At 39.4% G+C, this 26359-nt stretch carries 25 protein-coding genes; 14 read left to right on the top strand and 11 right to left on the bottom strand.

Features of this window, described 5'->3' with window-relative positions; genetic code table 11:
* Positions 1-163: 163 nt before the first annotated feature.
* Positions 164-1114 carry an alpha/beta hydrolase gene (locus AB1I62_RS13665; protein WP_174104824.1) on the bottom strand — a complete coding sequence of 317 codons (951 nt, stop codon included), beginning with the start codon at positions 1112-1114 and terminating at the stop codon, positions 164-166.
* Between the two features lie 130 nt (positions 1115-1244).
* Entirely contained in the window at positions 1245-1724 is a 480-nt protein-coding gene (locus AB1I62_RS13660) for an arginine repressor (protein WP_002356125.1), read from the bottom strand.
* Positions 1725-1942: 218 nt separating this feature from the next.
* Here AB1I62_RS13660 and AB1I62_RS13655 point away from each other — a divergent pair, with 218 nt between their 5' ends.
* The 6 genes from AB1I62_RS13655 to AB1I62_RS13630 all read left to right on the top strand — a co-directional run bounded on the left by AB1I62_RS13655 (position 1943) and on the right by AB1I62_RS13630 (position 8281).
* On the top strand, positions 1943-2455 hold the full coding sequence (locus AB1I62_RS13655; protein WP_164978399.1) for an arginine repressor: 513 nt from the start codon (positions 1943-1945) through the stop codon (positions 2453-2455).
* A 296-nt stretch (positions 2456-2751) separates the two neighbouring features.
* Entirely contained in the window at positions 2752-3978 is a 1227-nt protein-coding gene (gene arcA, locus AB1I62_RS13650) for an arginine deiminase (protein WP_002356129.1), read from the top strand.
* Between the two features lie 26 nt (positions 3979-4004).
* Positions 4005-5027 carry an ornithine carbamoyltransferase gene (argF, locus tag AB1I62_RS13645; protein WP_160747730.1) on the top strand — a complete coding sequence of 341 codons (1023 nt, stop codon included), beginning with the start codon at positions 4005-4007 and terminating at the stop codon, positions 5025-5027.
* A gap of 105 nt (positions 5028-5132) precedes the next feature.
* On the top strand, positions 5133-6065 hold the full coding sequence (gene arcC, locus AB1I62_RS13640) for a carbamate kinase (protein WP_002356132.1): 933 nt from the start codon (positions 5133-5135) through the stop codon (positions 6063-6065).
* Between the two features lie 24 nt (positions 6066-6089).
* A complete protein-coding gene (locus AB1I62_RS13635; RefSeq protein ID WP_002363490.1) occupies positions 6090-6782 on the top strand; it encodes a Crp/Fnr family transcriptional regulator in 693 nt (230 codons plus the stop codon).
* A 47-nt stretch (positions 6783-6829) separates the two neighbouring features.
* Positions 6830-8281 carry a YfcC family protein gene (locus AB1I62_RS13630; protein ID WP_002356134.1) on the top strand — a complete coding sequence of 484 codons (1452 nt, stop codon included), beginning with the start codon at positions 6830-6832 and terminating at the stop codon, positions 8279-8281.
* A 90-nt stretch (positions 8282-8371) separates the two neighbouring features.
* Here AB1I62_RS13630 and AB1I62_RS13625 read toward each other — a convergent pair whose 3' ends face one another.
* Positions 8372-9052 (bottom strand): type 1 glutamine amidotransferase domain-containing protein, encoded by a 681-nt coding sequence (locus tag AB1I62_RS13625; RefSeq protein ID WP_077932689.1) that lies wholly within the window; start codon positions 9050-9052, stop codon positions 8372-8374.
* Entirely contained in the window at positions 9049-9384 is a 336-nt protein-coding gene (locus AB1I62_RS13620; RefSeq protein WP_002356136.1) for a metalloregulator ArsR/SmtB family transcription factor, read from the bottom strand. Before AB1I62_RS13620 ends, AB1I62_RS13625 begins: the two co-directional genes overlap by 4 nt.
* 179 nt (positions 9385-9563) lie before the next feature.
* Between AB1I62_RS13620 and AB1I62_RS13615 the strand changes: the two genes are divergently transcribed.
* The 3 genes from AB1I62_RS13615 to AB1I62_RS13605 all read left to right on the top strand — a co-directional run bounded on the left by AB1I62_RS13615 (position 9564) and on the right by AB1I62_RS13605 (position 14962).
* Entirely contained in the window at positions 9564-10580 is a 1017-nt protein-coding gene (locus AB1I62_RS13615; protein ID WP_002391757.1) for an NADP-dependent oxidoreductase, read from the top strand.
* 209 nt (positions 10581-10789) lie between these two features.
* Entirely contained in the window at positions 10790-13297 is a 2508-nt protein-coding gene (locus AB1I62_RS13610; protein ID WP_104859631.1) for a family 20 glycosylhydrolase, read from the top strand.
* Between the two features lie 396 nt (positions 13298-13693).
* A complete protein-coding gene (locus AB1I62_RS13605) occupies positions 13694-14962 on the top strand; it encodes a RidA family protein (protein ID WP_104859630.1) in 1269 nt (422 codons plus the stop codon).
* A 49-nt stretch (positions 14963-15011) separates the two neighbouring features.
* Here AB1I62_RS13605 and AB1I62_RS13600 read toward each other — a convergent pair whose 3' ends face one another.
* Together AB1I62_RS13600 and AB1I62_RS13595 are read right to left on the bottom strand one after the other, a co-directional pair.
* Positions 15012-15455, bottom strand: a complete 444-nt coding sequence (locus AB1I62_RS13600; protein WP_367019345.1) for a MepB family protein — start codon at positions 15453-15455, stop codon at positions 15012-15014.
* Entirely contained in the window at positions 15452-16864 is a 1413-nt protein-coding gene (locus AB1I62_RS13595) for a PLP-dependent aminotransferase family protein (RefSeq protein WP_002396155.1), read from the bottom strand. Before AB1I62_RS13595 ends, AB1I62_RS13600 begins: the two co-directional genes overlap by 4 nt.
* Before the next feature lie 97 nt (positions 16865-16961).
* Here AB1I62_RS13595 and AB1I62_RS13590 point away from each other — a divergent pair, with 97 nt between their 5' ends.
* Together AB1I62_RS13590 and AB1I62_RS13585 are read left to right on the top strand one after the other, a co-directional pair.
* Complete coding sequence (locus AB1I62_RS13590) at positions 16962-17927, top strand: ornithine cyclodeaminase family protein (protein WP_104859628.1); 966 nt, start codon at positions 16962-16964, stop codon at positions 17925-17927.
* Position 17928: 1 nt separating this feature from the next.
* On the top strand, positions 17929-18717 hold the full coding sequence (locus AB1I62_RS13585) for a PhzF family phenazine biosynthesis protein (RefSeq protein WP_104859627.1): 789 nt from the start codon (positions 17929-17931) through the stop codon (positions 18715-18717).
* 47 nt (positions 18718-18764) lie between these two features.
* On the opposite strand, the gene AB1I62_RS13580 is transcribed toward AB1I62_RS13585, so the two are convergent.
* The 4 genes from AB1I62_RS13580 to coaA all read right to left on the bottom strand — a co-directional run bounded on the left by AB1I62_RS13580 (position 18765) and on the right by coaA (position 22737).
* Positions 18765-19310 carry an ATP--cob(I)alamin adenosyltransferase gene (locus tag AB1I62_RS13580; RefSeq protein ID WP_010816962.1) on the bottom strand — a complete coding sequence of 182 codons (546 nt, stop codon included), beginning with the start codon at positions 19308-19310 and terminating at the stop codon, positions 18765-18767.
* A gap of 150 nt (positions 19311-19460) precedes the next feature.
* Positions 19461-19802, bottom strand: a complete 342-nt coding sequence (locus AB1I62_RS13575) for a hypothetical protein (protein WP_164978400.1) — start codon at positions 19800-19802, stop codon at positions 19461-19463.
* 137 nt (positions 19803-19939) lie between these two features.
* Entirely contained in the window at positions 19940-21502 is a 1563-nt protein-coding gene (gene guaA, locus AB1I62_RS13570; RefSeq protein ID WP_104859625.1) for a glutamine-hydrolyzing GMP synthase, read from the bottom strand.
* Between the two features lie 311 nt (positions 21503-21813).
* Entirely contained in the window at positions 21814-22737 is a 924-nt protein-coding gene (coaA, locus tag AB1I62_RS13565; protein WP_002356160.1) for a type I pantothenate kinase, read from the bottom strand.
* 154 nt (positions 22738-22891) lie between these two features.
* On the opposite strand from coaA, the gene AB1I62_RS13560 reads away from it, so the two are divergent.
* Both AB1I62_RS13560 and AB1I62_RS13555 read left to right on the top strand, forming a co-directional pair.
* On the top strand, positions 22892-23479 hold the full coding sequence (locus AB1I62_RS13560) for an SGNH/GDSL hydrolase family protein (RefSeq protein ID WP_002356161.1): 588 nt from the start codon (positions 22892-22894) through the stop codon (positions 23477-23479).
* Positions 23480-23493: 14 nt separating this feature from the next.
* Positions 23494-24102: a class I SAM-dependent methyltransferase gene (locus AB1I62_RS13555; protein ID WP_002356162.1), complete on the top strand. Its 609-nt coding sequence runs from the start codon at positions 23494-23496 to the stop codon at positions 24100-24102.
* A 32-nt stretch (positions 24103-24134) separates the two neighbouring features.
* On the opposite strand, the gene add is transcribed toward AB1I62_RS13555, so the two are convergent.
* Positions 24135-25166, bottom strand: coding sequence for an adenosine deaminase (gene add, locus AB1I62_RS13550; RefSeq protein WP_002356163.1), 1032 nt, complete (start codon positions 25164-25166; stop codon positions 24135-24137).
* Positions 25167-25307: 141 nt separating this feature from the next.
* Here add and AB1I62_RS13545 point away from each other — a divergent pair, with 141 nt between their 5' ends.
* Positions 25308-26315, top strand: coding sequence for a substrate-binding domain-containing protein (locus AB1I62_RS13545; RefSeq protein WP_002356164.1), 1008 nt, complete (start codon positions 25308-25310; stop codon positions 26313-26315).
* Positions 26316-26359: the final 44 nt, after the last annotated feature.

Genomic DNA, 26359 nt, shown 5'->3' with positions numbered 1-26359 from the left:
TAGAAGTGTTTAACTCCGAGAAATAAGAAGGAATTTCCGAAAATTGTTCTATGATTTTTGGATAATTTCGGCTTATTTCCGAAGGAGTTGCTTCTATTCCCGCCGTTTATCAGTTTTTGAGCGTGGAGCAAAAATCCAAAGTGATTTTTGTCCCACGCTATTTTTAATTCGTTAAACCCGTTAACCAATGCCCAATTTCTTGAAAAACTGTTGCTTTTTCCGTTTCTAATAAAATTTCATGACGCAATGTGGGAAATAGTCGTAACGTCACGTGCTGAAAACCTGCATGCTTTAATTGCTTTTGAATTTTTGCTGGCCCCTTGCTGAAATCACCAACTGGGTCTTCAGCGCCACTAATGATTAAAATAGGCAATTCTTTTGGGATCGCTTGGTACCAATTCCTTTGATTGGCTCGTTTAACAAGCGAAAAAAGGGTAGCAAAACCATTATTGGTAAATACGAAGCCCATTAATGGGTCATTTTCATAGTCAGCCACATTGGCTTGATTTTTAGAAAGCCAATTAAAGGAACTTGCTTCAGGAAATTTTTTGCTAAAAGAACCAAATGCCAGCTTATCAATGAACGGAGCTGGTTTTTTCGGCTGTTTCTCGGCCATTTTTTTAATAAAAGGCAATGCGGCGGTTAAAGGTAACGGACTTGTGCCAGTGCCCATGAAAATGACTCCTTGCATAGTCACAGGATAGTCTTGCAGATAGTTGCGCAAGGCGAAAGACCCCATGCTGTGACCCATCATAAAATAGGGCAATTGTGGATAGCGATTCACAGCCCATTGTTTCACTTGATGAATATCTGTAACGACATTTTCAGGCCCTTGTTCTCCAAAAAAACCATAGATCGGTGCGCTTGGTTGTACAGATTCGCCATGACCTAGATGATCATGCCCAATTACGGCAAACCCTAATTGATTTAAAAAACGAGCAAATTCATCATAACGTTGGATATGCTCTGCCATGCCGTGAATCAATTGAACTACGGCTTTGGGTGAAGGACAGGGCCAATGACGTACATTGAGCTGAGTTTGTTGATCGTTTGAAGTGAGTATGAATTGTTCAGTCATAAGAAACCCTTTCTTTGCTTTTTGATTATTATACAAAAAAAAGACGGTGTTCAAAAGAAAAACTCATGAGAAAACGCCTCAGCTTTCACTGAGACGCCTTTTTTTATTTATCTTTAATAAAAATAGCAATGATGTCAAAAAATAGTCGATTTTACTAAGTGACGAATTATGGGTGGTACAAATACTGCTGGAAATAGTTGTTAACTTCAAGGGCATCTTCTTTATTTTTTGAAAGAATTAAGATGGTATCATCCCCAGCGATGCAGCCCAAGATATGAGGGTTGTGGATACGTATGCGATCAATTAAAACCCCAATGGCTTGCCCGTTGCCAGGTAAGACGGTTAAAAGATTTGTGAACTCTATTTGTGTTAAAGAAACACCAGTTTCAATAATAATGTCAACAAGACGTTCTTCATCTGTTTTATATTTTGGACGAAGGGCAGAATTATTCAAGATACGATAATAGGCTTCTCCTTGACCATTGTCTACTTTGTTTAAATTCAGCTCACGAATGTCACGAGAAATAGTTGCTTGTGTGGTGTGAATATTTTCTTTTTCCAATAATGCTAGTAATTCACTTTGTGTATGGATTTCATTTTCTGTGACCAATCGCTTAATCATCGTTTGGCGTTTTAATCGGTTCATTACTTTCCTCCAGTTCAGTTAATCATGCAAAAAAACATCATTGCTGTTATTTAAAACGGTGCCAGTAATTCCCTAAAATCACTGTACAACGTTTTACTAAATTGTGCAAGTCTCACTTTTTTAAATGCGAAATATCCGACAAAATCAATGAGAACCTTTTAGCTAAACGACCCTTTTTCTATTCTAATAAGAGAGATTCTGCTAGTATTGCTTTGTAAATGTCTGGAGGAAGGGTGTTATTTGTGAATAAGCAAACACGCCAAAGTTTGATTAAAGAAATCATTCAAACAACTGTAATTCATAGTCAAAATGAGTTGTTAAGAGAATTAAAAAAGCGCGAGATAAATGTCGCACAAGCAACGATTTCAAGGGATTTATGGGAATTAAAAGTCGTCAAAGCATTAGATGATTCTGGCGAGATGCGGTTAACGATTTTTGAACAATTCACTTCTTTAGAAGAACGAAAAAAAGAACAGTTGATACAAGCAATTCGTGAGGTAGTGACCAAAGTTGAACGTGTCGCCTTTTTACTAGTGGTTCATACATTACCAGACAACGCAACATTGTTTTCAGCTGTACTTGATGAAGTGTCTTTGTGTGAAAAGAAATGTTCTGTCGCTGGCTTCGACACTGTTATTATTGTTTCATCATCCGAGGAAAAAGCACAAGAACTAGAGCAGTATTTTCAACAATTTATTCAGCCAACACTTTTGTCAAAAAGTAACGCATAAAAGTAAGGGAACCAGAAGTCGTTTTGACTTCTGGCTCCCTTACTTTTACCTCTATAAGATTATAACTTTATGAAATGCATGGAGAAATAATTTTTTTTGAATAAATGCATTTTTTTTTATTTAATTATGCATTATTTTTTTAGAATATCTATGAAAGCGCATTCTTTTAGGTTGAAAATATGCATAAGAAAGAATACCGTTGTATATTTGGTATTTTGTTTGGCAAATGGCTCACGTCCTAGGTTAATCAGATCTGTTATTCTGTGTTTGTAATTAAGTTGAGGAGGTTATTTCACATGAGTCATCCAATTAATGTATTTTCTGAAATCGGGAAATTGAAAACAGTGATGTTACATCGTCCAGGTAAGGAATTAGAAAATTTAATGCCAGATTATCTGGAGAGATTGTTGTTTGATGATATTCCGTTTTTAGAAAAAGCACAAGCAGAACATGATGCATTTGCAGAGTTGTTACGATCAAAAGATATCGAAGTGGTCTATTTAGAGGACTTAGCTGCTGAAGCGTTGATTAATGAAGAGGTCCGCCGACAATTTATTGACCAATTCTTAGAAGAAGCCAATATTCGCAGCGAATCAGCAAAAGAAAAAGTTAGAGAGTTAATGTTAGAAATTGACGACAACGAAGAACTGATTCAAAAAGCGATTGCAGGCATTCAAAAACAAGAATTACCTAAATATGAGCAAGAATTTTTAACAGATATGGTTGAAGCGGATTATCCATTCATTATTGATCCAATGCCTAACTTATACTTCACACGTGATAACTTTGCGACAATGGGGCACGGGATTTCTTTAAATCATATGTATTCAGTAACTCGACAACGGGAAACCATTTTTGGGCAATACATTTTTGATTATCATCCTCGTTTTGCTGGAAAAGAGGTTCCTAGAGTCTATGATCGTTCAGAATCAACCAGAATTGAAGGTGGCGATGAATTAATTCTTTCAAAAGAAGTAGTGGCCATTGGGATTTCTCAAAGAACGGACGCCGCGTCAATTGAAAAAATTGCGAGAAATATTTTTGAACAAAAATTAGGGTTCAAAAATATCTTGGCTTTTGATATCGGTGAACATCGTAAATTCATGCATTTAGATACCGTTTTTACCATGATTGACTATGATAAATTTACGATTCATCCAGAAATCGAAGGCGGCTTGGTTGTTTACTCGATCACTGAAAAAGCAGATGGAGACATCCAAATTACAAAAGAAAAAGATACATTAGATAACATTTTATGCAAATACTTGCATTTAGACAATGTTCAACTAATCCGTTGCGGCGCTGGAAATTTAACAGCAGCAGCCCGTGAACAATGGAACGACGGTTCAAATACATTAGCAATTGCCCCTGGGGAAGTTGTTGTTTACGATCGGAATACGATTACGAATAAAGCGCTAGAAGAAGCAGGCGTGAAATTGAATTACATTCCAGGAAGTGAACTAGTACGTGGCCGTGGTGGCCCTCGTTGTATGAGCATGCCACTTTACCGTGAAGATCTTTAAAAAAACACCCAAAAATAGGAGGAATCATCATGAATTCAGTATTTCAAGGACGTAGTTTATTAGCAGAAAAAGATTTTACAAGAGCAGAATTAGAGTATTTGGTAGACTTCAGTATTCACTTAAAAGAATTGAAGAAAAAAGGGATTCCACATCACTATTTAGAAGGAAAAAATATCGCTCTTTTATTTGAAAAAACTTCGACACGGACACGCTCTGCATTCACGACAGCAGCGATTGATTTAGGGGCACATCCTGAGTATTTAGGCGCCAACGATATTCAATTAGGTAAAAAAGAATCTGTTGAAGATACAGCGATTGTTTTAGGTAGTATGTTTGACGGGATTGAGTTCCGTGGGTTTAGTCAAGAAGTAGTGGAAGATTTAGCGAAATATTCTGGTGTTCCTGTTTGGAATGGTTTAACGGATCAATGGCATCCAACACAAATGATTGCGGACTTTATGACAGTGAAAGAAAACTTTGGTCGTTTAGAAGGAATCACTTTAGTATACGTCGGCGATGGCCGTAATAACATGGCAAACAGCTTGTTAGTGACAGGTGCTATTTTAGGCGTAAATGTTCGCATTTGTGCACCAAAAGAATTGTTCCCTTCTGATGAAGTCGTTAATTACGCAAAAGAATTTGCGAAAGAATCTGGTGCAGAATTAATGATTACAGACGACGTTGCTAAAGGTGTTAAAGGAGCCAACGTGTTATATACAGACGTTTGGGTGTCCATGGGTGAAGAAGATAAATTTGAAGAACGTGTCAATCTGTTGAAACCTTATCAAATTAATATGGCTATGTTAGAAAAAACCGAAAATATGGATGGCGATTTAATCGTATTACACTGTTTGCCAGCCTTTCATGATACGAAAACACAATACGGTGAAATGGTTGCTGAAAAATTCGGCATTACTGAAATGGAAATCACGGATGAAGTCTTCCGCAGTAAATATGGTCGTCAATTTGAAGAAGCAGAAAACAGAATGCATTCTATTAAAGCAATCATGGCAGCTACTTTAGGCAACTTATTCATTCCTCGTGTGTAGGAAGCAACTGAAAAAACATTGAAAAAAGAATAGTCGTTTCGCCCTTTAAGAGATTCTTTTGAAGGGCGGCCTATTCTTTATTATGATAGGAAAGAAGGATTTGTAATGGGGAAAAAAATGGTCGTTGCACTAGGCGGAAATGCCATCCTTTCAAATGATGCTAGCGCACACGCACAACAGCAAGCATTAGTTCAAACATCTGCCTATTTAGTTCATTTAATTAAACAAGGGCATCGGTTGATTGTTTCACATGGCAATGGTCCACAAGTCGGAAATCTATTATTGCAACAACAAGCAGCTGATTCTGAAAAAAATCCAGCAATGCCGCTAGATACGTGTGTTGCTATGACACAAGGAAGTATCGGCTACTGGTTGTCCAATGCGCTTAATCAAGAATTAAACAAAGCAGGAATCAAGAAACAAGTGGCTACTGTTTTAACACAGGTGGTCGTAGATCCAGCAGATGAGGCATTCAAAAATCCAACAAAACCGATCGGTCCATTTTTAACAGAAGCTGAAGCCAAAGAAGCAATGCAAGCAGGTGCTATTTTTAAAGAAGATGCAGGACGTGGCTGGCGCAAAGTCGTTCCAAGTCCTAAGCCAATTGACATCCACGAGGCTGAGACTATTAATACCTTAATAAAAAATGATATAATTACCATTTCATGTGGTGGTGGCGGCATCCCTGTCGTAGGACAAGAATTAAAAGGTGTCGAAGCAGTAATCGATAAAGATTTTGCTTCTGAAAAACTAGCAGAATTAGTGGATGCGGATGCACTAGTTATTTTAACTGGCGTGGATTATGTGTGCATTAATTATGGCAAACCAGATGAAAAACAATTAACCAATGTCACTGTAGCAGAGTTGGAAGAATACAAACAAGCGGGTCATTTTGCACCAGGTAGTATGTTACCGAAAATTGAAGCCGCTATTCAGTTTGTAGAAAGCCAGCCCAATAAACAAGCAATTATCACTTCTTTGGAAAACTTAGGAAGTATGAGCGGCGATGAAATCGTAGGAACGGTTGTGACAAAATAAAGTATAGTATTTAGGAGAATTAAGATGATGATAGAGAAAATAATCACTAAAAATAATCAAGATTTTCAATACTTTTCTGAATCAGAACTAACAGAATTGCGCAACGAGAGTTTCGTTCGCTCCTATAAAAAAGGCCAAGTCCTTTTTTATCCAGGTGATCCGAGAAATCATTTAATTTTATTGGTTTCAGGTGTCATTAAAATTGAAAAAAATGATCGCAGTGGTAATTTTTCCTATCTGCATTTTATGAAAAAGCAGGCTCTTTTTCCGAGAATCGGACTGTTTCAAGATGAGGTTCATTACGACTCCGCGATTGCCTATACGGATATTGAGGTTGTGTTTGTGCCAGTTAAACTGTTTGAGCGTTTTCTCCAAAATAATCCCCAGCAATTGATTCATTGGATTCAAGAACAATCGGTCCTTTTAAAAGAAAGCATGATCAAAATCCAAAAAGGAACAACCAATGATGCATGTGAACGGATTGTGACATCACTGGCGATGTTATTAAATGATTTAGGAGAACGAATTGACAACAGAGAACGCGTTGCAATTGCTTGTCCAATTACCATTAATGACATTGCACGGATGAGTGGAACCACGCGGGAAACAGCAAGCAGTGTTATGAAAAAATTAGTCCAAATGAACCGTATTAGCTACAGTCATAAATTCTTAACTTTTCTAGATACGCCATTCTTTATTGATCGATTGAGTAATTAATCATAGAGAAGGGAGATACAGGAAAGTAGGTTCCTGTATAAAAGGATATGGCAGAAAAAAAGAAGAAAAACAAAAAACAGCTTTCGTCTTTTAGTATTTTATTTATTATTTTAATTGTTTTAGGTATCGTAACGGTCTTGCTAAATGGCCAGCCATTTACCCCAAGAGAAATTGATGGCAAAATGGTTGACCACGTGGTAGGGGCAAAATTATCGGATATTATCATGGCTCCATTCAACGGGTTTAAAGATGCCATTGAAATTAATATTTTTATTTTAGTACTCGGTGGCTTTTTAAATATTGTGACACAAACTGGGGCTCTTGAAGCAGGCATTCAATCAGTCGTTAAAAAGTTAAAAGGGAACGAATTGAAAATCATTCCGATTTTAATGATTTTATTTTCTATTGGTGGTTCGACTTATGGAATGGCAGAAGAAACAATTCCTTTTTATGGTTTATTGAGTGCTACCATGGTCGCCGCTGGGTTTGATACGTTTGTCGCAGTGGGTACTGTGCTATTGGGTGCAGGATCAGGTGTTATCGGTTCAACGGTTAACCCTTTCTCCACAGGGGTAGCGATGGATGCGTTACGAGGTATTGGCATTCAGCCGAATACAGGAATTATTTTAATTGTCGGTGCTATTTTGTGGGCGGCCTCTACCAGCTATTCTATTTTCATTGTGATGCGTTATGCGAAAAAAGTGAAGGCTGACAAAGGTTCAACAATTTTATCTTTACAAGAACAAGAGGATATGGAAAAAACGTATGGACAAGCAGCGTCGAAAGAAATGCCATTTACGAATCGTCATAAAAAAATCTTAATGGTATTCGCTTTCTGTTTTGTCATTATGATTGTTTCCTTAATTCCATGGAACGACTTTGGAGTGACGATTTTCAAAGGCTGGACGTCTGTTTTAACAGGCAACAGTTTCGGTGACTGGTACTTTGGCGACTTAGCGATGTGGTTCTTCCTTTTAGGTATCATTGCTGCCTTGATTGGTCGCTTTACTGAAAAAGAAACCATTGAAGCATTTATCGACGGTGCCAAAGATATGTTATCCGTTGTTTTAATTATCGTAGTTGCTCGCGGGGCATCTGTTTTGATGTCTAAAACGTATTTAGATTCATTTATCCTTGATAAAGCGGCAGGCTTATTACAAGGACTCTCCCCAGTCTTATTTGTCATCGGTGCCTTTGTTTTATACTTAGGTTTATCTTTCCTAATTCCTTCAACTTCTGGTTTAGCGTACGTTTCTATTCCTGTAATGGGTGCGTTAGCTAAAAACATTGGTTTAAGTCCAGAAGTGATGGTTATGATTTTTGCTTCAGGTTGTGGCTTGATTAATTTGATCACGCCAACATCTGGTGTCGTAATGGGTGGTTTGGAAATTTCCAAAGTTCAATATGCCACTTGGACAAAATTCATGGCCAAACCAATGATTGTCTTAGGCTTAATTAACCTAATTATCTTAATTGGCGCGATGTTACTCTTTAGCTAATCAAAAATTTTTTATGTTAGGGCTTCGGCTTTCGGAAAAAAGAAGAAGCAATGAAACAACAGCGACTACCTAAAAGTAGTCGCTGTTGTTTCATTTTGATAGTTGTTGAATTAACAATTTTGCGACAGCGCGGACAGAAAAAGGATTTTGCCCAGTGATTATACGGCCATCTTGATACGCAAATTCTTTATAGGGGCGTTTCTTCGCAAAAGTAGCACCATGTTCTTTGGCAATTGTTTCGTTTAAGAAAGGAACAATTGCTTTTTTCATGGCTAAAATTTCTTCTGCAGTAGTGAAGCCAGTAATGGTTTTATCTGCAATCAAATAATTTCCTGACGCATCTTTGACATTTAAAAGACCAGCAATTCCGTGACAAACAGAAGTTAGGTATTTGCCCTGTTCGTAAAGGCTACGAGTGATTGCTTGCAACTGAGGATTATCAGGAAAGTCCCACATAACGCCATGGCCTCCTGTAAAGTAAATTGCTGCGTATTCATCTGGCTCAATTTCTTCAAGAGAGAGGGAATGTGCTAGCGCTCGTTCTTGAAAATCAGCACTTTCATAAACTGCCATAATGGAGGAATCTACATATTTCATACTCCGGGGATCCAAAGGGACATAGCCTCCTTGGGGACTAACATAGTCAACTGAAAATCCTGCTTTGGTTACTTCTTCCACGAACTCCGTGGCTTCACCTAGCCAGAGGCCCGTTGGTTCTTCGGTGCCGTGATAACGGGAGATGTTTGTGAGGACCACGAGAATTTTTTTCATGCTTGCTTCCTCCCTGGCATAATCGACGTAATGTGGGTCAATAGTTGTTGGAGTTGCTCAATTTTGGTGGTATCGTGAGAAAGTGAGTAATAATTTTTAGTTCCTTCACTGCGACAATCAATTAATTTGGCTTGTTTCAAAATTTTTAAGTGGTGAGAAACAGCGGGTCGTGAGAGCTGTGTCGCCTCTGTTAACTCAGTGACACGACGGCCAACACAGGCCTGGTCTTCTAACAGTGCAATAATAATTGCTTGGCGCTTTTCATCACCCAATGCGATTAAAAAATCACTAAGCGCAGTAAATTCTGTTTGAATTTCTTCTAATTCTTTCATATTCTTTCGCCTCTTTGGTTCGTATTTTTAAACGATTAAACCATTTTTCGTGTTTTTTGTCAATAAAATACGCTGAGGGCTGAAACTTGACGTGGATCCCATTCTTCGTTAAGATACTAATTGATTAAAGGTTTAAACTTTTAAACCGATAGAAGGGATAGAAAGAGAGGAAAGATTCAATGATGAAAGCCGCTTTAATTCATAAATACGGACAAAAAGAATTAGCAATCGAGGAGGTGCCCTTACCCACCATTCATGACAACGATGTTTTGGTCAAAATTATCGCTGCCAGTATCAACCCGATTGATTTAAAAACAAAAGATGGCAAAGTAAAGATGCTTTTAAATTATCAAATGCCACTGATTTTAGGCAGTGATTTTGCTGGGATTGTTGTCTCTGTTGGAAAAAAAGTTCAAAATTTTAGGCTGGGCGATGCAGTTTACGGGCGAGTACCCAAAAATCGCGTGGGAACTTTTGCTGAATATATTGCAGTGGATCAAGCGGCTGTAGCTATGAAGCCGAAAAATTTAACGTTTGAAGAAGCTGCGGCCATTCCGTTAGTCGGTTTGACAAGTTATCAAGCGCTACATGATATTATGAATGTGCAGCCAGGCCAGAAAGTCCTGATTCAAGCAGGTTCAGGAGGGATTGGAACCATTGCGATTCAATTAGCAAAACTAGCGGGCGCTTACGTTGCCACCACCACGAGTAGTAGAAATAAAGAATGGGTTCAAGCGTTGGGAGCAGATGAAGTGATTGACTATCGGACACAAAATTTTGAAGAAGTTTTATCAGACTACGATTATGTGTTTGATACAATGGGGGGGACAATCTTAGAAAAAGCTTTCTCAGTGGTTAAACCTCAGGGAAAAGTCGTTACATTGTCAGGCATTCCCAACGAACGTTTTGCTAAAGAGTATGGCTTGCCGCTTTGGAAACAATGGGCCTTTAAAATAGCTACTCGCAAGATTCATCGATTGGAGCAAGCCACAGATGTTAGTTATCATTTTTTGTTTATGCGTCCAGATGGCGAGCAATTAGCTTTACTCACTGAGTTCATTGAACAGGGAAAATTACAGCCGATAATTGACCGAGTCGTTCCTTTTAGCCAAATTCAAGAAGCGGTGGATTATTCACTGACAGGACGAGCACAAGGGAAAATTGTTGTGAAAATCGCCGATGTTAATCACGACTAAGTAAAGGAAACTTGCAAGAAAAATAGGCCCATTTTTCTTGCAAGTCTCAAAGTTTACATTTAAACGCCGCCTAACGAAAGTGATTTTAGGCGGGAAAAGATTTTTATAGAAAATCCTCATTTTTCCAGTTTCTATTTTGCAAATTCGTTATTTTTTGTTATTCTATTGATGATTGTGTATGCGCTTTCTTTTTAGGTAGATACACAAAAATGAACGGAGTGCAGAAAGGAATGGTGTTCAAAGTGGGGAACAATTTATCGACAAGAAAAGGAGAAAACAGAGAAACAATTGTCAGTTGGCTGGGTCTTTCGTTATTGGTTGGCTTGGCGTTTATCTTATTTAGTCTGTTTCATCAACCAATGATCAGCCAAGCCAATGAGCCGACCCAAGAGAAACATTTTATGGTTTATTATCGGGCTTGGCGTGACAAAACGATGCAAGGAGTTAATACAACATTGCCAGATGAAAATTGGCTAACGATGCACGATATTCCTTATGGTATTGACATTGTGAATGTCTTTAGTTATGTGCCAAAAGGACAAGAAGCACTTGCACAGCCATTTTATGATACGTTAAAAAATGAGTATGCGCCAGCACTGCATGCACGAGGTGTTCGTTTAGTTCGAGGGATTGATTACAGCGAGCTATTAAAAGTTCCTTATGCAGGAACAACGCCTACAGAAGCAGAATTTGATGCTTATGCGAAAGAGTTGTTAACCAAATTTGTCGATGATTTAGGAATTGATGGGTTAGATATTGACATGGAAACTCGTCCAAGTGAAAAAGATATTGTTCTATCTAATGGTGTCATTCGTGCATTATCAAAATACATTGGACCGAAGTCGGGAACGGATCGTCCATTTTTGTATGATACCAATGCAGAATATTTACCACCTTTACAAGATGTCAGTGACTGTTTCGATTTTCTCGCGTATCAACAGTATGGTAGCGATGACCAACGCACGCAACGAGCATTAAATAATTTAAGTCCGGTTCTCAATGGGGAACGATTTGTTCCAGGATTAACTTTCCCAGAAGAGCAAGATCGCAATCGCTGGTATGACACAAAAGAGCCGTATATGGAAAGTAACATGTATAAAGTAGCTCGTTATTCTTATGAAAATAATTTAGGGGGCATGTTCCTCTATGCCTTAGATCGCGATGGTCGCACCTATAATGAAGACGATTTAAATCAGATAAAACCTTCTAATTTACTTTGGACAAAAACGGCCATTGCAGAGAGTAAAGGCGTTTCTCTTGGAGAAATGCAAGCGGCTGCGCAACACTATTTAAAACGAATTAGCTACGCCAACACAGACCTTGAAGCACAAAATAAAGCCGCAGAAGCAGTGACACAAGCAACAACGCTTTATGATGTGAATAAAGCTATTTTAGGTGGCGATTATGGCCAAGGGATTTCAAACACCTATGATGCTGAATTAGAAAAAGGCCTGTTAGCCATTGACTTAACCACTTTATATCGTGCGTTAGATCAAGCAGTTACAGCCATTGAAAAGGCAGAAAGCTATACACCAGAAACGATTCAAGCATTACAAACAACAAAAGAGACAGTCGCAACAGAACTTGCGGGAAAAACGTATACAGCCGCGCAAGTGACTACTTGGCAAACGGAGGTCCAAACAGCTTTGGATAATTTAAAAGAGAAACAAACACAACCTTTAAAAAGTGTCTTTTCCATTGATGCGGGAAGAAAATATTTTTCCGTGGAGCAACTGGAAGAATTAGTGGCCAAAGCCAGTCAAAATGGGTACACAGATGTCCAATTAATTTTAGGAAATGATGGCTTACGGTTTATTTTGGATGATATGTCGGTCAATGTGAATGGTAAAAAATACAACCACAACCGGGTTTCAAAAGCAATCCAACGAGGCAACAACGCATATTACAATGATCCTAATGGCAACGCGCTAACACAAAAAGAAATGGATCGGTTGTTGGCTTTTGCGAAAGCGCGCAACATCAACATCATTCCCGTGATTAACAGTCCAGGACATATGGATGCCTTGTTAGTGGCTATGGAAAAACTAGCGATTAAAAATCCCGCTTTTGATGGCTCAAAACGAACAGTAGATTTAGGGAACCAAAAGGCAGTGAATTTCACAAAGGCGATTATCAGTAAGTACGTGGCTTATTTTTCCGCGCATAGTGAAATTTTCAATTTTGGTGGCGATGAGTATGCAAATGATGTCGACACAGGCGGTTGGGCGAAACTGCAATCTTCTGGGCGCTACAAGGATTTTGTCGCTTATGCGAATGATTTAGCTAAAATAATTAAAGATGCGGGCATGCAGCCAATGAGCTTCAATGATGGCATTTATTACAACAGCGACGATTCTTTCGGTACATTTGACCCAGAGATTATTATTTCTTATTGGACAGCCGGTTGGAGCGGATATGACGTAGCCAAACCTGAGTACTTTGTTCAAAAAGGACACAAAATTTTTAATACCAATGATGCGTGGTATTGGGTAGCTGGCAATGTTGATTCTGGCATTTATCAATATGATGATGCTTTAGCAAATATGTCGAAAAAAGCATTTACAGATGTGCCAGCAGGTAGCCCAAATCTTCCAATTATTGGAAGTATTCAATGTGTTTGGTATGATGACCCTCGTCGTGACTATGATTTTGAACGAATTTATACGCTAATGGATACGTTCTCGGAAAATTATCGTGAGTATATGGTGGTTAAATAAAACTAGTTAAAGCTAACGAGTTATCTATAAAGACTGATCCTGGGACAAAACCTGATAAACGGCGGGAACAGAACCAACTCCTTCGGAAATAAGCCGAAATTCTCCAAAAATTAAAGAGCAATTTTCGGAAATTTCTTCTTATTTCTCGGAGCTAAACGGTTCTTTCCCGACCTCAGCCTTCTTTAACGGAAGAAGATTTGTTTGAGGGCCAACAATCAATTTAGGAATGCCTTATTGAAATGTTCCTGTTCTTATTGTAGACTGAAAGAAGTGGTGGTGGAAAGCTATCACCATTAATAGAAAAGCAGGAAAATAAAAAGGAGCTTGTTGGAAGTTTAATGCTTGAAAATGTAAGCGGAATCATTTTGTTGGAATGCTAAAAAAGGGAGTAGAGTTATGAGTAATGAAAATATCGTCTTAGCAAGAAATACAGAGCGTGCACCAAAGCATCCTCTCGCAACCCAAACAGTCGCATTTTCCCACTATAATCATTTGTCAGCACAGTTACCTGTTGAGCCAACCTCTGGACAATTGGTAGAAGGTGGCATTCGGGCCCAAGCGACACAATGTTTGAAAAATATCCAAGCGGTTGTTGAAAGTATCAACCATGTGATGAGTGACATTGTCAGAATGACCATTTTTGTCAAAGATATGCGGGATGCTGCCGCAGTTGAGGAGGTCTATGCGGCCTTTTTTACCCATTATTATCCAGCTAAAACAGTGGTCGCCGTCGCAGATTTGCCGTTAGGCGCTTCTGTTCAAATGGAGGCACTTGTTTCAAATGGGGAAGGAACTATCCCTAATGCACCTCAAGCTGGGGATTTAATTAAATTAACAAATCAGACTGTTCAGGCACCAATTGATGCTCTAGCTAGTCAAACGGTCGCGTTTTCTCACTATAACAATCTGTCTGCACAATTGCCTATAGATCCTCAAACGGGCAGAGTTGTGGCTGGCTGTGTTAAAACGCAAACAAAACAATGTTTGAAAAACATAAAAGCCATTTTAACCAGTATTGATGTGCCTTTTGATGATATTGTGAAGGTCAATATTTATTTAAAAGATTTATCTAAGCTAGAAGCTGTCAATCAAGTATATGCCGCTTTTTTACCAGATTCAGGAATTGCGCGTACGGTCAATTACATGCCAGCACGAACAGTGATTGCTGTTGCTGATTTACCAATGGGCGCAGCGGTGCAAGTAGAAGCGGTGGTTTCTCATGGGGATGGTACGCCACCACAAGCGATTGAAGATCGACATGGATTAATTATTGAAGCAAATAATACAGATCACGCACCGAAGTGTCCATTTTCGACACAAACTGTTGCTTTTTCTCATTACAACCATCTATCAGCTCAGCTACCATTGGACCCTAAAACAAATGCGTTAGTCGCTGGCGGAATCAAGGAACAAACGACGCAATGTTTAGAAAACATCAAAGCGATTATTGAAAGTGTGGATCACAGCTTAGCTGATCTGGTGAAAGTGAATATTTTTGTGAAAGAGATTGAAGAGCTGGCGGTAGTAGATGACGTCTACCAAACGTACTTCCCTGAAGGCATGCCTGCCAGAAGAGTGATTGGCGTGACGGATTTATCAAAAGGTGCCCAGATTCAAATCGAAGCGATTGCTGGAAACGCAGAAGGTACGCCACCAATTGGCTAAACAGTAGAAGAAACAAACGTCAGCTGGCTTCTGAAGCCAGCTGACGTTTTTAGTATCTAGATAAATCAGTAAAGTAAGCTAGTTGCCATTTTTGTGTTTTTTTGGCGGTTTGATTAAGGTTTTGGCACCAAGAAGGATAAAAACGGGCCGCCATTTTGCCTTTTTGCTGATGCGTTTTGAGAATTTTTTGTTGGATTAAACATTCTTTTGGCGGAAGAAAGAGACCTTGCTTTTCTTGATCAGCAATGACAATTGCTAACATTTCAGGGGCTTCCGTAGCATCAAAGGCTTCGTTCTGATTTTGTTGATTTTTTTCCCAGAAGGCTACAAAATAGCCTTCTTTTTTCGGCGTTTTTTTGGCTAAGCGACTGCGGATAAGCTGTTGCGATTCATTAACTTGGCATAAAAAGCCTTCATATTCGGCATTTTGTTTTTCTTCGGAAAGCAGGGTGATCGTGCCCACTGCTTTTTCAAGTATTGGCAATGAATTCATAGGGAATGTCCTTTCTTTTCGTTTAACGTCGGTAAGAGTTCTTGAATAATGGTTAATCCTTTCGCCAATACCTCGAGCTGATTGGAGGCTAAGGAAATTCGTAAAAAAGCATCTGGCTGATTTTGCACAGTAAAGCGGCTCGAGTGAAAAAGACGTACCCCATTTTGGAGAAATTCTTGTTCAATTTGCGGCGCCGTTTTTTCGGTAGAAAGGGGAATAGTTCGGTAGTACGGCAAAGGATTGCTAGGTCTAGCTAACCCAAAAATGGTATCAAATAAGTCATTGGCTTGTTTTGTTAAAGCCAATTTTTCTATCACTAATTCTTCTGCAACTGGTGAGCGTAAGACTTGGGTGACAATTTCAGCATCAAAGCCAGAAGTTTTAACGTTAATATTAAAAATCGCACGCTCTATTTCTTGGCGAAGAAGCGGAGGGAAAACAAGGTACGCAATGCGTAAGCCTGTGCAGACAAATTTTGTCATCCCCGCTAAGTAAATCGTTTGTTGAGGTAAGAGTTCTTGAAACGTTGGTAAAACTGCTTGCTGTGCATAAGTTGTTAAAAAAGAATGAATGTCATCTTCAATTACCCATAAGTGTTCTTGCTGAATGATTTCAGCTAAAGTCATTCGGCGGGCGCTAGACATTTGGAAACCAATCGGGTTATTACATGCGGGCATTAAGAAAATACCATGTATTTTTTTCTTTTTGCATTCTTGCAGTAAATGCTCTGGGTCCATCCCCTCGGAATCATAGCCAATCGGGACGATTTCTAAATGATAAAGCTGGGCGAGTTCAATAAAATTTGAATACGTGTATCGATCTACGGCAATCCGCTGACCTGGAGAAAAAGCGGCGGCTAACGTCACGGCCAGCCCATTCTGGACACCAGATACAATGGCAACTTCTTCGGCATTGGTCCGAACGCCTTGTGTCTGAAGCCATTCGGCAGCGGTTGCTTGTTGAAAGTGCGTACCTAAAGGATCGCGATAATTTAGCAAACTGTTAAGGGCCGCATTTTTACTAACGGATTCAATAAAAGGTAAAATCCGCTGATTACACATATCAAAGGAACTAACCAGCCCTAAATCAATTAGATGGTCCGCTACTTGGTTGGTAGAGATTGTAATTGAGTGAAACGCGTTGGGAGAAACGAAAGTGCCGCTACCGATGTTGGTATAAAGTAAGCCTTTTTCCATAGCGTGTTTATAGGCTTGACCAATCGTCGTGAAATTCAGATCCAAGTAATCAGCTAATTCTCTTTGCGAAGGCAATTTCACATTTTTTTGAAGCGCACCAGATAAGATATCCGCTTCTAATTGTTGAACCAATGATTGGTAATAAGGTCTTGTTAAACGTTCTTTAACAGGGCGCCATGACAACGCATAGTTCTCATAGGAATTAATCGGCATGTGGGGAACTTCCTTTCTATAAAATTGTATTCCATACAATTATAGCATTGAGTGTATTGTTTGTCTGGTTTATGATAGCGCAAAGGGAGGAATTCAGATGGACATTATTTCTTATGAGAGGGTTATTCAACAATTGTCGTTTTCCGAAGCAATTCAAGTGATGAAACGTTGCTTTGCAGAGTTGCAAAAAGGAAAAATTTCGCAAAGTGAGCGCCATGTAGAGGTTTTACCAGATGAGAAAAATCAAAATCTTTTTGCATTAATGCCTGCTTACTTAGGAAAAAATCGCTTTTTTGGGGCAAAAATCATTACAGCTTTTCCAGAAAATCCACAAAAAAATTTGGCCTCACATCTTGGTCAAATTTTATTGTTTGATAGTTCTACTGGAAGACCAGTTGCGATGATGGACGCCAATGCGATTACGTGGCTTCGCACAGCAGCTGTTTCTGCTTTGGCAACCGATTATTTAGCAGCTCCAAAGGCAAAAAGTATCGCTTTGATTGGTGCAGGTCAACAAGCTTCGTCTCATCTCGCAGCGCTACAAAGCGTTCGGGCGATTGAAAAGGTTTTTATATATGACCGCACAGCAGAACGCGCACGAAAATTAATCGCTAAGCAACAGCACAATTACCCCGAATGTACCTTTATTGGTTGTTCTTCTGTCCAAGAAGCCGTCCAGGAAGCGGAAATTATCTGTACACTAACTTCCAGTCAGGACGCATTTTTAGAAGAAAAAGACGTTTTGCCGAATGCCCATATCAATGCGATTGGCACATTCACGCCGACTTCCAGAGAATTAACAAGCGACCTTGTTAAAAACAGTCAAGTGTTTGTAGATGAGTACGCGGCTGCATTAAAAGAAAGTGGGGATCTTTTAATTCCGATTTCAGAAGGTGCCTTTTCAGCTGAAAAAATTGTAGGTTCTCTCGGCGAATTAGTGACTGGCAAAGTTAAACTAAAGGCGGAGCAGAAAGACCGCACGATTTTTGATGCGGTTGGCTTAGCAGTTGAGGATTTATGTTGCGCGGAATACATTTATCAAAAAATACAAGGAGAGAATTAAAATGAGTTATTCCTATTATATTGTCGATGCTTTTGCGGAGGAAGTTTTTAAAGGCAATCCCGCAGTTGTTTATGTTTTGGAAAAATGGTTGCCAGAAGCGGTGATGCAAAACATTGCGATTGAAAATAATTTGTCAGAGACTGCTTTTACAGTCAAAGTGGGACAAAGTTACGCCCTGCGCTGGTTTACGCCGGAACGAGAAATCGATCTCTGTGGACATGCTACATTAGCGACGGCTTTTGTGTTATTTAACTATTATTCCGTTGCGGAAGAAACACTCCATTTTACTAGTCAAAGTGGACCGCTCGCAGTGACCAAAAAAGAGGAATACTATTATCTAGATTTTCCTTATATCCTACCGGAAAGGATTCCAATTTTGCCAGAGTATGAAGTCGCTTTAGGCGCGAAAATTTATGAAGCTTATTTAGGCCGCGATTTATTTTTTGTCTTAAAAAACGAAGAGACAGTGGCAAAAATCACACCAGATTTTTCTGCATTAAAAGCATTGGATTTAGGAGTAGGAGTCATTGTAACGGCACCAGGAGACTCGGTGGATTTTGTTTCACGGACTTTTTTCCCGAAACTAAGAATTAACGAAGATCCAGTTTGTGGTTCTGCGCACGCCAATTTAATTCCTTATTGGGGAAAACGGCTCAATCAAACGACCCTTTCGGCCTATCAAGTGTCCCCAAGAGGCGGCTTTTTAACTTGTGAAGTGAAAGAAGATCGAGTCATTATTGGTGGTACTGCTAAACTATTTGCAAAAGGGGAAGCTTACTTGCCTGTATAAAAGTACACCGACCGCTAGCAATTCGTCGTTAGCGATCGGTGTACTTTTTAAATAGAATAGTTGCGAGAAACAAAGGGGACTTCTTCACCATTTTCGAGCTTATTTAGATACAAAGCTAACATGAAAAAGTAACCTGAGAGTAAGTTGACTACATCATACAGCTGCGGATCAATTTTTTTACCACCATAGTCCATGCGATAAAGTAAACGAACAATATCTTTGGCTTTGGCTCTTAAAATGTGTGCATAAGAGGAACAGATTGTGCCCATCGGTAAAACAAAAGGACGATTTTCTTCGTATGTCAGTTCATTCATAGCATTGACACGTTCCAAAAGCCAGGCTATTTCTTCCTCTGTGACTGTTAATTTTGTTCGGGTCGTTGGATTGACATGGTAGATTAACTCGCAAATTTTGGCTAGTTCTTCTGTTAGTGCAGGCTGTTCAGGGACGTCTAATTGTTGCACATATCCTCGTAGAAGACCTGTCATCGAGGCCAATTCATCAGTCATTAATTCAAAATCACATCGTAAATCTTCTGGTTTAGAAGATAGATACGGGTATGCTTCATACGGACTGCGGTACATTTTTTCCATTCAATTTCCCTACTTTCTAAAAATAAAAAGCCCTCAAAAAGAATGCACGAAAGCCAATCTTTTTGAGCGCCGTTGCTCGACTGTTCACAGTACACCATTGTACTTGCTAAGGTAATCATAGCCAAGAGTGAAGGGAGAGTCAAGGGGGAATCAAGGTTGGAGAAAGAAAATGAAGCTAAGAATTACCAAAAGTAAACCAATCAATAAACTGACAAGACCAGAGATTTGACCTAATCGTTGTTGGGTAGAAGAAGGTTGATCGGTAACAGTGAGCAAACTTGAGAAAAAGTTCATTTTTTTCACGAGTATTAAATACGCAACAATAAGCAAAAGAATAACCGAAAAAAGGTACGAAAGGGGCTCAGAAATAAATTTTTGGGCACGAAGTAAAAAAATTCCTATGAAGAGGACAACAAAACCATACTTAAGAAAAGTTTCTTTTGACATGTTGAAATCGCTTCCTTTTAATTGATGAATTTTATTAATAGTCACTATTCTTATGATTAAATTATAGGACTTTGAGGGCGGTGGAGCAAAGGAAAAATGGAGAATGGTGGGAGGAAAGTGTGATAATGCAAAAGCAAACCCGCTAGAAAACCTATTTTATAGGTTTTCTAGCGGGTTGATTGTTATTCCCACTCCACAGTTGCAGGTGGTTTTGAAGTAATATCGTACACGATACGGTTTACATGTGCAACTTCGTTCACGATGCGCACAGAGATTTTTTGTAAAACATCCCAAGGGATACGGGCAAAGTCAGCGGTCATGCCGTCGATAGAAGTCACAGCACGGATACCGACTGTGTAATCGTAGGTACGGCCATCGCCCATAACACCTACTGAGCGGATGCCAGGTAAGACAGTAAAGTACTGCCAAATGTCACGATCTAAGCCAGATGCTGCGATTTCTTCACGTAGGATAGCATCTGAATCACGAACGATTTGTAATTTATCTTCTGTAATTTCACCAAGCACACGAATACCTAATCCTGGTCCTGGGAATGGTTGGCGCCAAACGATTGCATCAGGCATGCCAAGTTCAGTTCCTAAGGCACGAACTTCGTCTTTGAATAATGTATTTAAAGGTTCAATTAATTCAAATTGCATGTCTTCAGGAAGACCACCAACGTTGTGATGTGATTTAATTGTTTGCGCGGTTTCTGTACCAGATTCGATGACGTCTGTGTAAAGAGTTCCTTGTGCTAGGAATGAAACGCCTTCTTCCCCGGCAAGTTTAGTTGCTTCGTCATCAAAAACATACACAAATTCGTTACCGATGATTTTACGTTTTTGTTCAGGGTCAGAAACGCCTGCTAATTTGCTTAAGAAGCGTTCTTTTGCATCTACTTTAATAATGTTTAAGCCAAATTTACCGCCTAAACTTTCCATTACTTGTTCCGCTTCACCTTTACGTAATAATCCATGGTCAACGAAGATACAAGTTAATTGGTCGCCAATAGCTTTTTGTAAAAGCACGCCGACAACACTTGAGTCAACGCCACCTGATAAACCAAGTAAGACTTTTTTATCGCCTACTTGTTCACGGATTTTAGCGACTTCCATATCGATGAAGTTTTCCATGCTCCAGTCACCAGTACAGCCACACACATCAAAAGCAAAGTGACGTAATAAGTCGTTACCATATTCTGAATGACGAACTTCTGGGTGAAATTGTACGCCGTAGAATTTGCGGTTGGCATCTTCGATAGAAGCGATTGGACAATCATTGCTTGTCCCAACTTTTTCGAATCCAGGAGCGATTTCTGTTACTAAATCACCGTGGCTCATCCAAACGGTTTGTTTCGCAGGTGTTCCTTGGAATAAGGTCGCATCACCAAGGATTTCTAATTCTGCTTTTCCGTATTCACGGTTTGCGGCAGGTTCTACTTTTCCGCCTAAGTTATGAGTCATTAATTGCATACCGTAGCAGATGCCAAGAATGGGAATTCCTAACTCATAAATTTCTGGATCAATGCTAAAAGCATCTTTGTCATACACGCTGTTTGGTCCACCTGAGAAGATGATTCCTTTAGGCGCGATTTTGCGAATTTCTTCTGCCGTAGTTCGGTGGCTTAATAACTCAGAGAATACGCCAAATTCACGAATACGACGAGTAATCAATTGGTTAAACTGACTACCAAAGTCTAAAACAATAATTTTTTCGACAGATGTCAAATCGGCAACGTTAGTCACGTCTATTACCCCTTATCCATTTAAATTTATCTAAAGAAAAGGCGGTTAAAAAGTGGTCAGCACCAAGAATTAAGAAAGGATTTTCAAAAATTATTTTACGATTTTTAGAAAATTTTGGCTTAATTCCGCAGGGGCTACTTTTAAACAGCCGAGAATCAGGCGGTTAAAAAGTGGTTCACTTTTGTTCCGTACTCTTCTTTGTCTAGCTATACTTATTAAAACATTTTACTCCTTGAAAGTCATGCATTCTGCTGAAAATTTTCAAGGATATTTCTACAAAAGATACAGGATATTTCTTAGCTCGTCAACCCTTAATATTTACGTAGATAGATTTGGTCAATCAAATGATTTTCCGTTTTATGCAAAATAATGTCCGCACGTCCGCGCGTTGGCAAGATATATTCCTCCAAGTTCGGCAAGTTCACGGTTTTCCAAACATTCCGTGCCATGGCGAAAGCATCTTCTCGTTTGCCAATTGCATATTGGTAATAATAATTATTAGGATCTAAGAAAGCCGTATCTAATAAGGCCCCAAAACGTTCTAGGTACCATTTTTCAATTAAGGCTGGATCGGCATCCACAAAAATAGAAAAATCAAAAAAATCACTCACATAAATTTGTTGATTGGCGGGTAACTGTAATGTGTTAATGCCTTCAACAATCAAAATATCTGGTTGTTGAATCAACTCATATTCGCCTTCGATAACATCGTAGACACTGTGAGAATAGACAGGTGCTTTAATTTCGTCTTTGCCGCTTTTGACTTCGTTTAAGAAATTAATTAGCTTCTCCATGTCATAACTTTCAGGAAACCCTTTTCGGTCCATAATTCCTTGTTCTTCTAACACTTTATTGGGATACAAAAATCCATCCGTTGTAATGAGTTGAACGTTTCTTCGTTTAAACGTTCGGGCCAGAATTCTTTGCAAAAGACGAGCGGTGGTGCTTTTACCAACGGCGACACTGCCGGCAATTCCAATGATGAATGGTGGTACAGAGACATATTCATGTAGGAATAATCCTTTGCTAAGTGTTAGCGATTCAAATTCTTTCATATATAAATGAATAAGATGCGTTAAGGGTACATAAATTTCTTGTACATCTTTTAGTGAAATTTGGTCGTTCACACTTTTAATGTTATCCAATTCTGCTTCGGTTAACGGTGCTTTGCCGTCATGATAAAACCCATGCCATTCTTCTCTGGAAATTGGGTAGTAATTCATTTTATCGTCCATTGTTCCTCCACCAAACCCTGTTCAATCTTTGTACATTTTACCATAATTTCACAAGGGAAACACAGGATTTTACAAAAGAATTCCCTTCTTCGCCAATTTATGATGAAAATGGTATCATGAAAAGAGAAAACTGTTAGAAAAGAGGGGAAAAGCCATGAGAAAAATTGTATTATTTGGTGATAGCATTACTGCTGGTTATTTAGACGAAGCCGTCTCACCTGTTCTTGTTGACTTAGTGAAACGGGATATTGCTGCGATGGGTCTAGAAGAAGTGGCCGTCATTAATGCTGGAATGCCTGGCGATACAACAGAGGATGGTTTAAAACGATTAAATAAAGAAGTACTAATTGAGAAACCTGATGAAGTGGTGATTTTCTTTGGCGCCAATGATGCGTCACTGGATCGAAATATAACAGTAGCCACGTTTAGAGAAAACCTTGAAACAATGATTCACGAAATTGGTTCAGAAAAGGTGATTTTAATTACGCCACCATATGCGGATAGTGGCAGACGTCCAGAACGGCCACAAACGCGTATCAAGGAATTGGTCAAGGTTGCACAAGAAGTCGGAGCGGCACATAACCTGCCAGTTATTGATTTGTATAAAGCGATGACTGTTTATCCTGGAACGGATGAATTTTTACAAGCGGATGGTTTGCATTTTTCACAAGTGGGCTATGAATTATTAGGTGCCTTGATTGTTCGAGAAATAAAAGGTAGACTAAAACCAAAACAAGCATAGATAGGAAGAACAAAATGGCGAATCATTATTATACAGAAAATCCAGAATTAGCACATGATTTAGAAAGCTGGTCTTTTCCATTACGTGGTCGGACCTTTCAGTTTACGACCGATAGCGGGGTCTTCTCAAGAGGAACAGTGGATTATGGTTCTCGTGTGTTGATTGATGCCTTTGAATGGGAAAATTTACCAGCAGGCCGTTTGTTAGATGTTGGTTGTGGCTATGGACCAATTGGGTTGTCCTTAGCAGCGGCGACTGGTCGACTGGTGGAAATGGTGGATGTCAACCAACGGGCAGTTGGGCTAGCTCAAATGAACGCCCAACGTAACCAAATTACTACTGTGGATATCCATTCTTCCAATGTGTATGAAACCTTAAACGAAACGACCTACGCGGCGATTGTTAGCAATCCGCCCATTCGTGCAGGCAAAAAAGTTGTCCATGGCATTTTAACAGGGGCTTTTCCGTTGTTGAAAGTTGGTGGCACACTAACGGTGGTTATTCAAAAGAAACAAGGTGCACCTAGTGCAGAAAAGAAAATGGCTGAAGTATTTGGCAATGTTGAAATTGTGACAAAAGACAAAGGCTACTATATTTTACGAAGTGTTAAAGAAGCAGAGTAAAAAAGAACCTCCACTTTAGTGGAGGTTCTTTTTTAGAATAGATACGCTTGATCAATTTTTTGGTTCAACAGTTTTTTTTCGTCTGGCGACAAAAAAGCACCTGCAAGCGCATTTTTAGTGAGTTGCTTCATTTCGTCATAACTTAATTGATACCAAGTGGCCAATTTCATGAATTCTTTCGTTAACGTAGTATCTGAAACAGTGCGATTATCGGTATTGATGCAGACGGCTAAGCCAGCCTCTATAAATTGTTGAAAAGGGTATTCAGCCAATGTTTTGACGGTGCCTGTTTGGAAGTTGCTAGTTGGACACATTTCTAAAAGAACCTTTTTTTCTTTTAAGAGCGCCAAATATTCGGGTGTATCTTTCAAAGCAATACCGTGGCCAATCCGAGTGGCACCTAAAGTGACAGCATCAGCGACATTTTTGCCACAGCCGCATTCCCCAGCGTGGAGTGTTAGTGGAATTGACAATTGGTTGGCTAAAGCTAATACGTCTTCAAATGTGTATGGAGGGAAATCGACTTCATTGCCAGCTAAATCAAAGCCGACAACGCCTGTCTCTCTGAAATCATGCGCTAAGTGAACGATTTTTTCTATGGCTTGTTGTTGGTCATGCCGCATGCCGCATAACAGTGCATTGCTTTTTACACCAAAATCTTCTTCGCCTTGTTTTAAGCCAGTTAAAACAGCGGTCACGATTTCAGGTAACCGTAAGCCTTTTTCTGTATGTTGCGAAGGCGCAAAACGCACCTCTATGTAAGCCACGCCATCTTCGGCAGCTTGGCTAATCACGTCATACGCCGCTGCTTGCAAAGCTTCGGCCGTTTGTAGACAGGTTAGCACGAAGTCGAACCGAGTTAAATAATCATTCAAATCGGTGCATTTTTCAGGGGCAACCACTAACTCTTTCAAGGCTTGTTCGTCTTGGGGTAATGGAATGTTTTGTTTTTCAGCAATGGTGCGTAAAGTGGTTGGTCGAATCGACCCATCTAAGTGACAGTGCAGCTCGATTTTTGGTAATTGACGGACACGGGATTCTTCCATGAAAAAAATAGCCTCCATTTTCTTTTGTTTTTTAATCTTTTTAGTCTATTTCTTTTGTCTTTTTTTTGTTAAAATGTAAAAGATTCGATAAGTATTTTGAAGACTGTAACACGTCTACAAATGTCTGTCAATGCAAAAGGAGACGTTGGGAGGGGCGCGATGAAACTAACGATTAAAGAAATTGCTGATATGGCTGGTGTTTCTGTCACAACCGTCTCACAAATTCTGAATAATAAAGGGAGTCGTTTCAGTGAAAAAACCCGCAACAAGGTGTTGGCGGTAGTCGCTGAAAATCATTACAAACCAGATTACTTTGCTTCGAATGTAATCAACCGTCATTCCAAAACCATTGGTATGATTGTGCCAGATGTGACGGATTTCTTTTTCTCAAAAGTGATTGAAGGTGTGGAAACATATTTAAATTCGTTAGGCTACATGATTTTGTTATGCAATTCAAAGCATGATTCCGAGCAAGCGATGCAATATGTTAGCGAGTTGATTCATCGGTCGGTGGATGGCATTATTTTTGCCACGCCGAATGTTTTGCCAGAAAATCATATTTTAAAAGACCGACGAGAACATCCGATTCCTGTCATTCTTGTCGATCGTGGGATTAATCCACGAGATAGTGGACGATTAATCGTTAAAGAGTACGAAGGTGCTTATCAAGCGGTCCATCATTTGATTCAACAAGGGCATCAGCATATTGGCATGTTGCGTGAAAGTGCCGGCTATTATCGTTTGACGGAACGAGTGACGGCGTATCAGCATGCGTTACAGGACAATAATTTACCTTTTCGTCCGCATTATGTTTGTGCTGGGGAATTGAACTTGCATGGCGGCTATGCTGCGGCGAAAGAAGTTTTGAAAAATGAAGAAATCACAGCAATTTTTTGTGGCAATGATGAAATGGCGATGGGAGCTTATCAAGCCATTGAAGAAGCGGGCAAGAAAATTCCTGACGATATTTCGGTGGTTGGTTTTGATGGCTTGGAAATTTCCGAATATTTGGTGCCGAGTTTAACAACCGTCTATCAGCCGAGTTTTGATATTGGCTATTATGCAGCAAAATTTTTGGTGGAAGCTATTGCAGATCCAACAGGGAAAGTTCCAAATAAAGTTTTTGATGCGACGTTTATTGCTAGAAAAAGCACAAAACCGATTTAAAAAACAGCTTAGAAATAGAACGTTCGTGTTGTTTGCGTTTTCAC

The sequence above is a fragment of the Enterococcus sp. AN402 genome, assembly GCF_040719405.1.
In the GTDB taxonomy this organism is placed as follows: domain Bacteria; phylum Bacillota; class Bacilli; order Lactobacillales; family Enterococcaceae; genus Enterococcus; species Enterococcus faecalis.
Note: the sequence above shows the minus strand (reverse complement) of the source record. Positions and strands in the feature narration are given on the sequence as shown.

Coding starts and splice junctions, on each gene's coding strand:
- coaA (WP_002356160.1), bottom strand. CDS start 22,737: ATGGACGATAAAATGAATTACTACCCAATTTCCAGAGAAGAATGGCAT.
- AB1I62_RS13590 (WP_104859628.1), top strand. CDS start 16,962: ATGGACATTATTTCTTATGAGAGGGTTATTCAACAATTGTCGTTTTCC.
- AB1I62_RS13660 (WP_002356125.1), bottom strand. CDS start 1,724: ATGAACCGATTAAAACGCCAAACGATGATTAAGCGATTGGTCACAGAA.
- AB1I62_RS13655 (WP_164978399.1), top strand. CDS start 1,943: ATGTCTGGAGGAAGGGTGTTATTTGTGAATAAGCAAACACGCCAAAGT.
- AB1I62_RS13600 (WP_367019345.1), bottom strand. CDS start 15,455: ATGAATTCATTGCCAATACTTGAAAAAGCAGTGGGCACGATCACCCTG.
- AB1I62_RS13635 (WP_002363490.1), top strand. CDS start 6,090: ATGATGATAGAGAAAATAATCACTAAAAATAATCAAGATTTTCAATAC.
- AB1I62_RS13595 (WP_002396155.1), bottom strand. CDS start 16,864: ATGCCGATTAATTCCTATGAGAACTATGCGTTGTCATGGCGCCCTGTT.
- AB1I62_RS13585 (WP_104859627.1), top strand. CDS start 17,929: ATGAGTTATTCCTATTATATTGTCGATGCTTTTGCGGAGGAAGTTTTT.
- AB1I62_RS13605 (WP_104859630.1), top strand. CDS start 13,694: ATGAGTAATGAAAATATCGTCTTAGCAAGAAATACAGAGCGTGCACCA.
- AB1I62_RS13625 (WP_077932689.1), bottom strand. CDS start 9,052: ATGAAAAAAATTCTCGTGGTCCTCACAAACATCTCCCGTTATCACGGC.
- AB1I62_RS13560 (WP_002356161.1), top strand. CDS start 22,892: ATGAGAAAAATTGTATTATTTGGTGATAGCATTACTGCTGGTTATTTA.
- AB1I62_RS13580 (WP_010816962.1), bottom strand. CDS start 19,310: ATGGAAAAAATGTACCGCAGTCCGTATGAAGCATACCCGTATCTATCT.
- arcC (WP_002356132.1), top strand. CDS start 5,133: ATGGGGAAAAAAATGGTCGTTGCACTAGGCGGAAATGCCATCCTTTCA.
- AB1I62_RS13610 (WP_104859631.1), top strand. CDS start 10,790: ATGAACGGAGTGCAGAAAGGAATGGTGTTCAAAGTGGGGAACAATTTA.
- AB1I62_RS13555 (WP_002356162.1), top strand. CDS start 23,494: ATGGCGAATCATTATTATACAGAAAATCCAGAATTAGCACATGATTTA.
- AB1I62_RS13545 (WP_002356164.1), top strand. CDS start 25,308: ATGAAACTAACGATTAAAGAAATTGCTGATATGGCTGGTGTTTCTGTC.
- arcA (WP_002356129.1), top strand. CDS start 2,752: ATGAGTCATCCAATTAATGTATTTTCTGAAATCGGGAAATTGAAAACA.
- AB1I62_RS13630 (WP_002356134.1), top strand. CDS start 6,830: ATGGCAGAAAAAAAGAAGAAAAACAAAAAACAGCTTTCGTCTTTTAGT.
- add (WP_002356163.1), bottom strand. CDS start 25,166: ATGGAGGCTATTTTTTTCATGGAAGAATCCCGTGTCCGTCAATTACCA.
- AB1I62_RS13620 (WP_002356136.1), bottom strand. CDS start 9,384: ATGAAAGAATTAGAAGAAATTCAAACAGAATTTACTGCGCTTAGTGAT.
- AB1I62_RS13615 (WP_002391757.1), top strand. CDS start 9,564: ATGATGAAAGCCGCTTTAATTCATAAATACGGACAAAAAGAATTAGCA.